This is a genomic window from Mucilaginibacter sp. Mucisp73 (genome assembly GCF_059491465.1).
In genome coordinates this window covers 5,616,548-5,630,661 of the sequence record NZ_CP168507.1, presented here as the reverse complement: position 1 = coordinate 5,630,661, position 14,114 = coordinate 5,616,548, and the positions used below count along the sequence as shown (strand labels likewise).

The 14,114-nt window shown below is 45.1% G+C and carries 10 protein-coding genes; all 10 read left to right on the top strand.

The window, feature by feature from the left end:
- Window positions 1-71: 71 nt before the first annotated feature.
- The 10 genes from ACEN82_RS23175 to ACEN82_RS23130 all read left to right on the top strand — a co-directional run bounded on the left by ACEN82_RS23175 (window position 72) and on the right by ACEN82_RS23130 (window position 14,071).
- Entirely contained in the window at window positions 72-668 is a 597-nt protein-coding gene (locus ACEN82_RS23175; protein WP_413321146.1) for a DUF6436 domain-containing protein, read from the top strand.
- 24 nt (window positions 669-692) lie between these two features.
- Entirely contained in the window at window positions 693-2,948 is a 2,256-nt protein-coding gene (locus ACEN82_RS23170; protein ID WP_413321147.1) for a response regulator, read from the top strand.
- Window positions 2,949-3,723: 775 nt separating this feature from the next.
- Window positions 3,724-5,118, top strand: a complete 1,395-nt coding sequence (locus ACEN82_RS23165; protein ID WP_413321148.1) for a TolC family protein — start codon at window positions 3,724-3,726, stop codon at window positions 5,116-5,118.
- 7 nt (window positions 5,119-5,125) lie between these two features.
- Entirely contained in the window at window positions 5,126-8,377 is a 3,252-nt protein-coding gene (locus ACEN82_RS23160) for an efflux RND transporter permease subunit (RefSeq protein WP_413321149.1), read from the top strand.
- Window positions 8,378-8,381: 4 nt separating this feature from the next.
- Complete coding sequence (locus ACEN82_RS23155; RefSeq protein WP_413321150.1) at window positions 8,382-9,470, top strand: efflux RND transporter periplasmic adaptor subunit; 1,089 nt, start codon at window positions 8,382-8,384, stop codon at window positions 9,468-9,470.
- Window positions 9,471-9,693: 223 nt separating this feature from the next.
- Window positions 9,694-10,029, top strand: a complete 336-nt coding sequence (locus ACEN82_RS23150) for a tRNA-binding protein (RefSeq protein WP_413321184.1) — start codon at window positions 9,694-9,696, stop codon at window positions 10,027-10,029.
- Window positions 10,030-10,500, top strand: coding sequence for a nucleoside deaminase (locus tag ACEN82_RS23145; RefSeq protein WP_176844544.1), 471 nt, complete (start codon window positions 10,030-10,032; stop codon window positions 10,498-10,500).
- 180 nt (window positions 10,501-10,680) lie between these two features.
- Window positions 10,681-11,292: a superoxide dismutase gene (locus tag ACEN82_RS23140; protein ID WP_413321151.1), complete on the top strand. Its 612-nt coding sequence runs from the start codon at window positions 10,681-10,683 to the stop codon at window positions 11,290-11,292.
- A 283-nt stretch (window positions 11,293-11,575) separates the two neighbouring features.
- On the top strand, window positions 11,576-13,027 hold the full coding sequence (locus ACEN82_RS23135; RefSeq protein ID WP_413321152.1) for an amino acid permease: 1,452 nt from the start codon (window positions 11,576-11,578) through the stop codon (window positions 13,025-13,027).
- A gap of 12 nt (window positions 13,028-13,039) precedes the next feature.
- Window positions 13,040-14,071: a 2Fe-2S iron-sulfur cluster-binding protein gene (locus ACEN82_RS23130; RefSeq protein WP_413321153.1), complete on the top strand. Its 1,032-nt coding sequence runs from the start codon at window positions 13,040-13,042 to the stop codon at window positions 14,069-14,071.
- The last annotated feature ends 43 nt before the right edge of the window (window positions 14,072-14,114 follow it).

Here is a 14,114-nt window from a genome sequence, read left to right as displayed (position 1 = left end):
ATAATTATTTTTACAAATGGTTTTGTGCTGATTTTCAGTTGTTCTGTTGAAGTATGCCAACCTTTGGTACAATGAAAAAAACGTTAGTTATTGGTTGGCTTGTGATACTTTTAATCGCTGTTGGCGCTTTGTTTTGGTATAATGAGCTGCAATACCAGTTGCCTACTCCTGTACCGAAAAACTATAAAGCAGTAAAGCAGGGTACGGTAGTATCCATCAACCCCAGGCACTACCAGGATCGCAGTAAACCGCTGTTCCTGCACTTTTTTAATCCCGATTGTCCCTGTTCAAGATTTAATATCAAACAGTTTAAGGCTATTGCCCGGCAATATCACAGACAGGTGAATTTTGCCATCGTGATCATGAGCAGTAAACATTTCACCGAAAGCGAAATCCAGGACAAGTTTGGGATGAAACTCCCCGTTATATTTGATCCCTCGGTTGCTGAGGCCTGCGGGGTTTACTCAACACCCCAGGCTGCCCTTATTGACACAGGCAGCAAGCTGTATTACCGCGGCAATTATAACATAAGCCGTTACTGTACCGATGAAAAAACAAGCTTCGCCAAAGTAGCTATCAACGGTTTACTGAACGACAATACACGCCTAACATTTAATAAACTTGCATTAACCTCATACGGCTGTCGACTGCCCGACTGTCATAATTAATATTACCCCTAAATATCAATCATTGTGACCGCAGACATAGTTCAAAACATTAATTTTCAAACCGAGATCAAAGACCGCTCAGACAGGTTGATGGATTATTTCCTGCCCGTGCATTTTGTAGTTGGTTTAGCATTGGCCTATTTTTATGATACATGGCTTATTGCCTTTGGCGTTGGCGGCCTGTGTCTGCTGGCGTACTATACTGCTAAAATAGCCCTGCCTAATTCTTCCTTATACCAATATGTGCTGGCAACTGTATTAGGTATTTTTATGGCCCAGTATATTTACCAGATGCACGGCTTGTTTGAGATGCACTTTTTTGCTTTTATTTCGAGTGCGCTGCTGATCACCTACCAAAACTGGAGGCTACAATTGCCATTGCTTTTAGTTGTTATTGTACACCATGCTGTTTTCAGCTATCTGCAGGATATTGGCTATGGCGGCATATTTTTTACCCAGCTCAATTACTTTGATCTTCAAACGTTTACCATACATGTGTTGCTTACCGGGGTTATCATGTTCATATGCGGACTTTGGGCCTATCAGTTGCGCAAGTATAACGAACTAAGAATAGTACAAACCCTGCAAATGGCCGATCTGCAGCGGGAAGCTCAGTTATCGCTCGAGCGCAAACATAATGAAGAGGTTTTGGCAGCTGCAAACCAGGAACTAAACTATTCAAACCAGGAACTTCAAAAGGCACGCCTCGCGGCTGATCAGGCTAACCAGGAAAAAAGTATTTTCCTGGCCACCATGAGCCACGAAATCCGTACGCCTATGAACGGGGTTATCGGGATGTCGGCTTTATTGAATGAAACTGAGCTTAATGATGAGCAGCGTATGTTTAACGAAACCATCATCAGCTGCGGCGAAACGCTCATCCATGTGATCAATAACATTCTTGATTTTTCAAAGATAGAAGCAGGTAGTCTTGATCTTGAACAGGATGATTTTAACCTGCGGCAATGTATTGAAGATGTGATGGATATGTTTGCCATTAAAGGCGGACAAATGGGGCTCGACCTGGTTTATGAAATTGCCGAAGATATATCGCCGGGTATCATCGGCGATCCGCTGCGGCTTAAACAGGTGCTTATAAACCTGGTAAGCAACGCCATAAAATTTACGGAGAAAGGTGAGGTTGGCATTAAGGTTAGCTGTGTTGACAAACAATCTGATGGCTTGCTGAAATTAAGATTTGATGTTTGGGATACAGGCATAGGCATTCCGCATGATAAGCTGCACCGGCTGTTCAAGGCATTTTCGCAGGTCGATTCATCTACTACACGTAAATACGGAGGTACCGGTTTAGGTTTGGCCATTTGCCAAAAGCTTGTTGCACTAATGGGCGGCAGTATAGGCGTTGAAAGCAAGCCTGGTGCTGGTACCAGGTTTTTCTTTACTATAAACGCCTATCCCGGCGAGATCTCCCACCGGCAGCCTGCCAGTTTTGATCTTGAGGAATTGCGCGGCAAAAAGATACTTATAGTTGATGATAACCATACCAACCTGTCTATTTTAAACCGCCAGTTTGAAAACTGGAACCTTAAATCGGTACCGGCAGAGTCTGCCGCCGAGGCTTTAGTGATCCTGCAGAGAAACAAAGACATTGACCTGGTTATTACCGATATGAACATGCCCGTAATGGATGGGGTTATGCTGGCCCGCATCATCAGGGAAGGGTACAGCCACATTCCTATTATACTGCTAAGCTCGGTTGGCGAAGAATTTATAAAAGATCAGCGAATGCTGTTTACCTCTGTTATGAGCAAGCCGATAAAACAACAGGTACTGGGCAAACAGGTTTTTATGGCGCTCAGGAATAAACCGGTCCAAAACGATGATAAACAAACTAAGAGCAAGCTTTCGGTTGATTTTAGTGATAAATATCCCTTCAATATCCTTATTGCCGAAGATAATGAGGTTAACCAGCACGTTATTAAACACATTTTAAACAAAATGGGCTATAAGCCGGGTATGGCCCAAAACGGGCTCGAAGCAATAGAGGCCCTGTACAAAAACGATTACGGGCTTATTTTAATGGATATGCAGATGCCTGTTATGGATGGGCTTGAAGCAACCCGTGTAATCCGTAAAGACGACATTAGGCAGCCTGTTATCATTGCTTTAACAGCCAACGCCATGGCCGGCGATGAACAGGATTGTTTGCAGGCCGGTATGAATGATTACCTGAGCAAGCCTGTAAAACTGGATGAGCTGATGAATAAGCTTTCGAAATGGCACACTTTAGTTAATAAATCCGCAGTTCGTCAGGGTTGATGCAACCGCACTCCTGTTGTTAGGTGGTTCTTGGTTCGCTCATGTTTAATAAAAGAAAACGTTACTTAGAACCTCCGGAGGGCAAGACAATTACCTGGCGGGGGGGCTGCCTCAACTGAATAGTAGTGAAGTTTCCTCATCCCGGTATGCAGAATATAAATGCAACAATACTTTTGCAAAACAATTAGGTTATTTTTTTCATTTTTGTACAGCATAAGCAATATGTTGAATAAGCGAAATACTGAATTTTTGAGATCGTTGCGGATATTATCGGTAATGGCCTTTTATTTGGTCATCGCGAGCAGTCATGTTTTTTTCCTTCCCCGCTTAACGCAACCGGGCCGTACACGTTCAACAGGATTCAATTCGGTTTTTAAACGAAAGATGGAGAACCTGCACAGCAGCTTCAGCGAATCAAGCTACGTTCAAAGACCAGACAAATCAACCCTTGAGGAGAAAAAGTCTGTTACCGATTTGATCAGCGCTGTTGTAGGCAGTTTTATCCTGCTGTTTTTTGCGTTGCAGCTATGGAAATTAAATCCGAAGCAATTAATCCGAAACTTCAGGATTATACCCGGGTATCGATACTCCTATCTTTCCCTTTGCACTTTTCGCATTTGATTTGAATGATTAAAGGCGCTCTGCCTTTAGATACATCGTCGATCATTTTTTCAATTAATTATCCATCGTTTACCGGCATTTTTTGCAGTACTTACTGATCTGTAGCGATCAGTGTGCGGGCATTTCCCGGTAAGCATATTCCGTACATCAAGATATGCGAATTTCAAAGAAGTTCTGCTGCCTGTTTATAGGCCTGCTAATAACAGCCTGTACTTATGCGCAGCAACAAGGTAACACACCGGTTAGCTTAAAAACGCTGCTCAACAGCGTAAACCGAAACGCACCCACATTGCTAACCGATTCGGCAGCTATAGCGGTTAGGCAAGCCCAGGCCGCTGAAACCAGGAGCAGCTGGCTTCCTAACCTGAAACTAAATTACCAGGCAGATTATGGCACTAACAACAATGTTGCCGGCCCGTATTTTGGCTTTGGTATCATTCCTTCCAACTCCAGGGGGGTACGGCCCGAAAGCAATACCACCACCGTATCAGCGAACGTTGGGGTAGCCGCGCTCGACTGGGAGATCTACAATTTTGGTGCCTATGGTGCTCAAAATAAAGTAGCCAACTCTGATATTCAGGTACAGCAAAACCAATTTGCTGATTCCAAATATCAATTGCAGGCTTATGCCATTGGCAATTACCTGCTCCTAACGGAACTGGAAAACTTCCTCACCATCCAGGCGCGGAACATAAAACGCAATCAGGAGATCCGCCGGTCGGTACAGTCGCTCGCCAAAAGTGGGGTAAGGGCAGGCGTTGATACCAGCATTGCCGAGGCCGAACTGTCAAAAGCCCGTTTGAACTATATTGAACTGAACAACCAGGTGAAGCAGGTACAGTTACAGCTTTCGGCTGTCAGCGGCTTACCCTATCAGACAATAGTACCCGATACTGCTGCCGAAACAAATCTTATCAATACCGCAACCGGCCTCCACCCTTTGGTTATCGACACCACCGATCATCCCTTGATCAATTATTATAAATCGGTATATCAAAACAGTTTGCAGCGGGAAACACTCGTTAAAAAAAGCTACAATCCTAAAATATTATTGGAAGGCGCCGTTTGGGGCAGGGGATCAAGTGTTGATGCTAACGACCATTTTAACAGCCTAAGCAGCGGATGGGGGTTCGACAGGAATAATTACCTGGTAGGTATAGGTGTTTCCTATAACCTATTTGATATCCGTCGCCGCCAGTTAAAATTACGGACACAACGTGCCAATACCGATTACTCCCGGAAAAAGCTGGAAGAGCAAAAGCAATTGCTGGCGGTCAATGCCAACCGGTCGGGCGTGGAGCTGCAAACCGCCCGCGAACGCCTGGTTGAGATCCCTCATCAGCTTAAAGCGGCTTCTGATGGGTACCGGCAAAAGTTGTCATTATACAAAAATGGGCTAACCGATATCATTGAGCTTAACGCCGCGCTCAATATCCTTTACCGCGCCGAAACTGACTATGTACAGGCCAAATATGCCTATTCAAATGCCCTGTTCCAGCAGGCCGTTACCGGCAACCAGGTAAATACTGTATTAAACCTTTTAAAATAATTTAGCTATGTCAATGGTCACATCCGCACTTAAACGGCCCATCACAACGGTGGTGGTTACCTTGAGCCTGCTCATCTTTGCAGTGCTTAGTGCTATAAAAATACCGATAGATATTTTCCCCAAATTAAACCTGCCCACCATTTATGTTATTGAATCATATGGCGGTATGTCACCGCAGCAAATGGAGGGTTTCTTTTCAACCCGTTTGCAAGACCAGTTTCTGTATGTGAACGGCATCAAAAGTATTACCAGTAAAAACATCCAGGGTTTAACTATGGTTAAGCTGAGTTTTTACGAGAGTACAGACATGGCCGAAGCACAGGCCCAGGTGGCTTTGCAGGTAAGCCGCGTAATGAGCTTTTTCCCGCCGGGAGCACTGCCGCCGCAGGTTGTAAGGTTTGATGCTTCATCGTTGCCCGTTGGGCAATTGGTACTATCCGCCCCCAATCGCAGCCTGAAGGATATTTATGATATGGCTGCTACTAAAGTAAGGCCGATGTTTGCTACTGTTCCCGGCTTATCAGCCCCGCCGCCGTTTGGTTCAAACGCCAGGTCCATCACCTTAAACGTTGATCCAAATAAATTAAGAAGTTACGGCTTGACGCCCGATGAGGTAGTAAGTGCGTTGGCTAAGTTCAATGTGATGTCGCCTTCGGGTAATTTAAGGTTAGGCAACACTATGTTTGTAACTACAGTTAATACGCTGATCAGCCAAACAGATGAATTTGGCAATATCCCCGTAGTTACCAAAAACGGCGTACCCATTTTGGTAAAAGATGTAGCCCGTGTTGCCGATGCTACCGACGTTACGGTTGATTATGCGCTGATTAATGGCAAGCGCTCTGTTTATTTGCCGGTAGTAAAAACCGCCGATGCCAGTACCTGGAGTGTGGTACAGGCTTTGAAAAAGAAGATTCCGGAAATTCAGGGCCTTTTACCCGACGACGTTAAAATCTCGTATGAGTTTGATCAATCCATATTTGTGATAAACGCGGTAAAGAGCCTTATGACAGAAGGCGGTCTGGGCGCATTGCTCACCGGCCTGATGGTATTATTGTTTTTGCGCGACTGGCGAAGTAGTTTGATCGTGGTGATTACTATCCCGGTATCTATTTTGTTAGGTGTATTACTTTTGGGCTTATTCGGCCAAACCATCAATATCATGACATTGAGCGGGCTTGCCCTCGCCATAGGCATTTTGGTTGACCAGGCGACGGTAACCATCGAAAATATTCACCAGCACCTGGAGATGGGCAAAAGCAAAGCACAGGCTATTTATGATGCCTGCCAGGAAATCTCGTTCCCCCTATTGCTCATCCTGCTGTGTATCCTTGCAGTATTCGCGCCATCGTTTATGATGAACGGCGTGCCTAAAGCGATGTTTTTACCCCTGTCGCTATCTATTGGCTTAACGATGATCGTATCGTACATCATAGCGCAAACACTGGTGCCTATTTTATCAAACTGGCTTATCAAAGCCGAAACCTATCAGCATTATGAACATGGGAAATTGCATGCCCATGCCGGCGAAGCTTTAGACCGGCCCGAAGAAGGGCAGGTAAACCATCACCTGCAACAGGAGCAAAAACATCCCGAAAAGAATGACCTGTTTGAACGGATAAAGATCCGTTTTATACACATCATTGAACGCTGGATGCATAACAAAAAACTAATTGTGCCTGTTTATCTCGTGGTTGTTTTGGGATTGGCTGGTGTTTGCTTTGTTACCATTGGAAAAGATATGATGCCGAAGCTCAACAACGGCCAGTTTCAGATCAGGATCAAAGAGCCGGATGGCACAAGACTTGAACGTACGGAAGACGGGCTGAAACAGGTTTTGCAAATCATTGACAGCACGGTGAACCATCATGTAGCTATTACATCGGGTTATGTGGGCATTGTGCCAAGCAGCTATGGTACCAGTAATCTTTATGTATTTAATACCGGTACACATGAAGCGGTATTACAGGTTAACCTTGATGAAGATTACCACATCAATATGGATGAGCTTAAAGATGCGCTCCGTAAAAACATAGCATCGCGCATGCCCGATCTCCGCATCACTTTTGAACCTATCGACATGACCGAAAAGATCATGAGCCAGGGTGCATCCACACCTATCGAAATAAGGGTAGCGGGTAAGGATATGGCACAGATAGAAGGCTACTCGAACAAGGTTTTGGCCGGACTTAAAAAGATCAGCTACCTGAGGGATGTGCAGATCAGTCAGCCTTTAAAGTTTCCTGTGGTGGCAATAACGCTCGACAGGTTGAAAGCTGCTCAATTAGGCCTGGATATTAAAGATGTTGCCCGCTCGGTTACAGCAAGTACATCATCAAGCCGTTTTACCGAGAAAAACCTTTGGTTGGATGATAAATCGGCCTATACCTACCAGGTACAGGTGCAAATTCCAGAGTATGTAATGAATACAATGGATGAGTTGAAAGAGATCCCACTGGTGAAAGGCCAAAGTACACCTGTACTGGGTGATATCGCCAGCTTTAAGGTTAATTACGTGCCTGGTGAATATGACCGTACCGGTCCGCGCCGCTTCTTAACCGTGAGCGCCAATATTTACAAGAAGGATTTGGGCACTGCTACTGCCGCGGTGCAGCAGGTGATCAAATCTGTCGGGGCACCGCCTAAAGGCCTGATTGCTGAAGTTAAGGGTATGTCGAGCCTGTTGACAGAAACGCTCGACAGCTTGCAGAACGGTTTGATGTTTGCCATTTTGGTGATCTTTTTATTGCTGGCCGCCAATTACCAATCGTTTAAATTATCCCTTACAGTACTATCTACCGTACCGGCAGTAATATTGGGATCGCTAACAGCATTACTGCTTACCGGTTCAACACTTAACCTGCAAAGTTACATGGGCATGATCATGTCTACAGGGGTATCGGTGGCAAACGCCATCCTGATCGTAACCAATGCTGAAACCCTGAGACTGGATTATAAAGACTCTGCAAGGGCAGCCATTACCAGTGCGTCCATCAGGTTAAGACCAATCCTCATGACCAGTTTGGCGATGATGGCAGGTATGATCCCGATGGCATCAGGGATGGGTGAAGCCGGCGAGCAAACCGCACCTTTGGGCCGCGCTGTGATAGGCGGCTTATTTGCTTCAACATTAGCTGCCCTGTTTATACTACCGCAAGTATTTGCCTGGGTACAGCAAAAAACCACTTATGATTCACCGTCCTTAATGAAGGACGTAAATGTTAATGAACCTCAACAACTTGAAACCTCCAATAGCTAATATTATGAAACTAAAATATATTGTACTGCTAAGCAGTATCAGCCTGATGGCCGCATGTGCAGGCAACCAAAAGCCGGTGGACCTCACAGAAACCAAAAAAAACACCCAAAAAGCAAGCGAATATGAAACCGGGAAAGTGTCGGAAAAAGCACTGTCAAGCGAAGCCCGCCTTCCGGGCCAGTTAAAGCCTTATAACGAGGTAAACCTGTTTCCGAAAGTAAACGGGTTTGTAAAAACCGTTTTTGTTGATCGTGGTACTTTGGTTAAAAAGGGACAATTACTGGTAACCTTAGAAGCGCCGGAAATGGAATCGCAACTGCAGGCCGCCGATTCGCGGTATATGCAGGCTAAGGAAAATGCTGTTGCCAGTAAAGAAAAGTATCAGCGTTTAAAAGAGGCTGCAAAAGAACCTGGATCAGTTTCTCCGCTTGAATTAGATAATGCTTTAGCAAAAATGAAAGCTGATGACGCAATGGCCCGCTCAGAAAGCTCGATCGTGGCATCTGTACGCACCATGCAGGATTACCTGAACATTCGTGCCCCGTTTGATGGCATGATCATTCAGCGTAACGTATCTCCGGGAGCTTTGGTAGCCCCGGGTAAAGGTACAGACCTGCCTATGCTTATTTTGCAGGATACCCGCAAGCTGCGTTTAGAGGTTTATATCCCCGAAGATTTCGTAGACAAAGTTGATTTAAAGCAGCAGGTAAAATTCACTTTTAATGCTATGCCGGGGCAGGAACAAACAGCCAAAATCAGTCGCTCGGCCAATGCTTTAGGGAGTATGCGTTCTGAAGCTATCGAAATAGACGTACAAAACCAAAATGGAATACTAAAACCGGGGATGTATGCCGAAGTAAAGATCCCGATGCTTTCGGGCGCCAAATCGTTGTTAGTGCCCAACAATGCCATCATCCGGTCAACCGAGAGGGAATATGTAATAGCTGTAAAAGACGGCAAGGCAGCATTAATTGATATAAAGGAAGGATTATCCAGACATGACTCAACCGAAGTATTTGGAAACCTGAAGGCCAACGATATCATTCTTAAAAATGCCAGCGATGAGGTGAAGGACGGAGCGGATATTAATTGACGGTGTTAGAGGCAATGGCTAAGCCTAAGCGGCTTGGAACAGGACTTTTTGCATCCGGCGCCATGAGCAGAATTGTCGCGTTTCGTTATTATAACTCATCAGTTCATGATACATGACGCATTGATTTTGTTCACCAATGCCCATATCAAACCCTTTACTTAAAATTGAGGCAAGGGCAGCTTTTGGAGAAGAGCGAGAGACATATTTTTTTACCTTTGCCCGTATGGAAACCATCACCTGGCATGATTTTGAAAAAGTAGAACTGCGTGTAGGCACTGTATTGGAGGCAATTGATTTCCCCGAGGCCCGTAAGCCGGCTTTTAAAGTGAGGGTTGATTTTGGCGCTTTCGGCATCCGGTGGTCGAGCGCGCAAATCACGAAGCATTATACCAAAGAAGAGCTGGTAGGCCGGCAAATTGTGGGGGTTGTCAACTTTCCTAAAAAGCAGATCGCCAATTTCATGTCGGAGTTCCTGGTTACGGGTTTCGCCGACGAGAACGGAGACATTGTGTTAACCGCTGTTGAAAAGCCAGTGCCAAACGGCAGCAAACTTATTTAAATGAGATATATCAGTTTTGAGGATGAGGCCTCTATATCGCCCGATGAATATTTTATGGGCGAGGCGTTAAAAGAAGCCCGCTATGCATTGGAGGAAGATGAAATCCCGATAGGGGCAATTGTGGTTTACAATGGCCGCATTATAGGAAAAGGGCACAATCTTACCGAACGGCTTAACGATGTATCGGCCCATGCCGAAATGCAGGCCCTTACTGCGGCCGCTAATTTAATTGGAGGTAAATACCTGCAAGGCTGTACGCTGTACGTTACTATGGAGCCCTGCGTAATGTGTGCCGGGGCTTCATACTGGTTCCAGGTAAGTAAGATCGTTTTTGGGGCCTATGATAACAAACTCGGGTTCGGCCGCATCAACCAAAAAATAACCCATCCCAAAACAGTGATCACCGGCGGTATCCGCGAAGCTGAATGCAGCCAGCTGGTGAAAGATTTTTTTAAAAGTAAGCGGAAGTAGGGTTGATGGTTCATGGATCATAGTTCATGGTAATAAAAATAGCTATATAAGCTATGATCCATGAACCATTAACTATGAACTAAAGAAAACATGACAATTATTTAGAACAAAAACTTCAATCAACGCTTATATTTGTTACGTCACAACAAACAGTAAACTTTAAAATAAACAACTAAAATTATGGCATTTACCCTACCGGCGTTATCCTACGCTACTGATGCTCTGGAACCGCACATTGATAAACTGACCATGGAAATTCACCATGGCAAACACCACCAGGCTTATGTTACCAACTTAAACAAAGCTTTGGAAGGTAAGCCTGAGGCTGAAAGCAATATCGACGATATCATTAAAAATATCTCTAAATTCCCCGCTGCTGTGCGTAACAATGGCGGTGGTCACTACAACCATACCTTGTTCTGGACCTTGTTATCACCAAACGGTGGCGGCGAGCCTACAGGCGCTTTAGCTGATGCTATCAAAAGCACTTTCGGTTCATTTGCCGATTTCAAAACTAAAGTATCTGAAGCCGGTGCAACCCGTTTTGGTTCTGGCTGGGCATGGTTAATTGTTACTGCTGATAAAAAATTAGCTATAACTTCAACTCCTAACCAGGATAACCCATTAATGGACATCGCTGACGTTAAAGGTACCCCAATTTTAGGTATCGATGTTTGGGAGCATGCTTACTACCTGAAATATCAAAACCGTCGTCCGGATTACTTAGCAGCTATCTGGAATGTGATCAACTGGAACCACGTTGCCGAGCTTTACGCAAAAGCAACCGCTTAATATTATTTAAGCTCATAAACAAAAGCGGCAGGATCTGATGGTTCTGCCGCTTCTGTTTTAATCAACAGGCTCAAAAAATGTCATTGCGAGGAGCGAAACGGGTATAAGCCCCGGGGCGACGCGGCAATCTCGTAGCTATACAAATCGGACATGCATTGACTACGAGATTGCCGCGCTACGCTCGCAATGACATATCTTTATTTAATTCTTATTTTACCTTCTAATTATATCCCCATTCCTTACCTCTCCCATAATCTACTAACTTTGTGGACTTTTTTATATTATGATCAAAAAGCCCATAGAAACCCTGCTCCGCGAATCGAAGGAGGAGGGGGAACATTCATTAAAACGCTCGCTTGGGCCCGTTAACCTTATTTTAATTGGGATAGGCATCATTATAGGGGCTGGTTTATTTTCCTTAACCGGTATAGCGGCGGGACAGCATTCGGGGCCAGCGGTAACCATTTCTTTTTTAATTGCTGCTATTGGCTGTGCTTTCGCTGCCCTTTGTTATGCCGAGTTTTCGGCTATGATACCTGTTGCGGGGAGCGCTTACACCTATTCGTATGCTACCATGGGCGAGCTTTTTGCATGGATCATAGGCTGGGACCTTGCGCTTGAATATGCCGTTGGCGCAGCAACAGTGGCGATCAGCTGGTCGCAATACCTTACTAAGTTTTTGTCGTGGTTTGATCTGTATTTGCCTCCACAGCTTACACTTTCGCCTTTTGAAACTGCAAAAGCAGCAAATGGTGATATCATTAACGGGATCATCAATTTGCCCGCTGCGCTCATTGTGATTTTGGTTACCAGTATCATTATCCGGGGTACAAAAGGTTCGGCATTGGTTAATGCCATTATTGTAACTTTGAAAGTGGGCGTGGTGTTGGTGTTTATCGCGGTTGGGTGGTCATTTATTAACCCGCAAAACTATCACCCCTATATTCCGCAAAACACCGGTGTTTGGGGTGATTATGGCTGGTCGGGCATATTGAGAGGGGCGGGATTAGTGTTTTTTGTATTTATTGGGTTTGATGCTGTATCAACCGCGGCGCAGGAGGCCAAAAACCCGCAGCGCAATATGCCCATCGGGATCATCGGCTCGCTACTGATCTGTACGGTACTCTTTATTGTATTTGCACACGTAATGACCGGCATGGCCAATTATAAGGAATTTATAGGCTCGGGCGCACCGGTTGCCATCGCCATTGAAAAAACGCATTACCAGTGGTTGAGCAAAGCTATTGTGCTGGCTATTTTAATAGGCTATACCTCGGTAATTTTGGTCGACCTGTTAGGCCAATCGCGTGTGTTTTTCTCTATGTCGAAAGATGGTTTGCTGCCGAAGGTTTTTTCAGAAGTGCATCCCAAATTTCGCACACCCTGGAAATCGAATATTATGCTTTGCGCTTTTATAGCCCTCTTTGCCGCATTTGTTCCGATACGCGTGGTTGGTGAAATGACCAGTATTGGTACCCTGCTGGCATTTGTTATGGTTTGCGCCGGTGTGCTTATTTTACGAAAGCAGCAGCCTGATATTCACCGGCCGTTTAAAACACCCCTTGTGCCATTGGTGCCGGTGCTGGGTATCCTGACCTGTTTTGCCATGATGACGTTTCTACCCGGCGATACCTGGTTGCGTTTGGTCATTTGGCTTGCAATTGGTTTGGTTATCTACTATACTTACGGCAAAAAGAACAGCGTTATCCGCAAAATGCTTGCAGATAAACAATAACGCCATCAATTGATGACCGAAGAGATTTTAAAACTAAAAGTTGAACGCATAAAATGGGAAACCCCAGATACGGCTACATTTTATTTGAGTAGTATTGATGGTAATCTTATCCCTTATACAGCAGGGCAGTTCATCACACTGATATTTAACCACAGGCAGGAAGAGATCAGGCGCTCGTATTCGTTAAGCTCGTCGCCCGATGAACAATACCTTGCAATAACTATCAAGCGCATTACCAATGGTGAAATCTCCCGTTTTATGCTCACCAAAATAAAGGAAGGCGATGAGTTAACGGCATTAGCCCCGGCCGGTCGTTTTACCATCAGTGACCATCAGCAGGAAAAGGATCTGTTTTTATTTGCGGGCGGCAGCGGCATTACCCCTATATTTTCGCAACTGAAATATATTTTGAGCCGGGAGGGTAAAAGCAGGCTAACCCTCATCTATAGTAATCAAAATGCGGCTTCCATTTTATTTAAAAATGAGCTGGATAAACTGGCAGCCGAATACCCTGAAAGGCTGACAATCATTTACCTGCTTAGCAGCGAAGGTAACCGCCTCAACCCCGATAAGGTAGAAAAGCTGGTGAAGCAATACGGCGGCTTTAACCTGGCAAATGCTGAATTTTACCTCTGCGGCCCCTTCGCTTATATGCGTATGATCCGGTTCGACCTGGTGTATATGGGGATTGATCAGGCAAAGATCCGCCGCGAAAATTTTGTGCTCGAAACAGTTGCCGTAACAAGCAGCTTTACTAACTTTCCACCTAAAAACATCAAAATAAAATACCGTGGCGAGCTACATGATATTGTGGTGGGCGAAAACCAATCCATACTGCAGGCTGCTTTGCAAAACAATATCCCCTTACCTTATAGCTGCCGGGGAGGAATATGCTCTACCTGCATGGTTAAATGCACCGGCGGCAAAGTTGAAATGGTGAAGAATGATGTACTTACTGAAGCGGACCTTGCACAAGGATGGATATTGACCTGCACCGGGCATCCGCTGGATGATGAGGTGGTTATTGGCCCCCCAGCCCCCTAAAAGGGGAATTATACCAGGAAGCGAAAGAATATCAACGTAATCA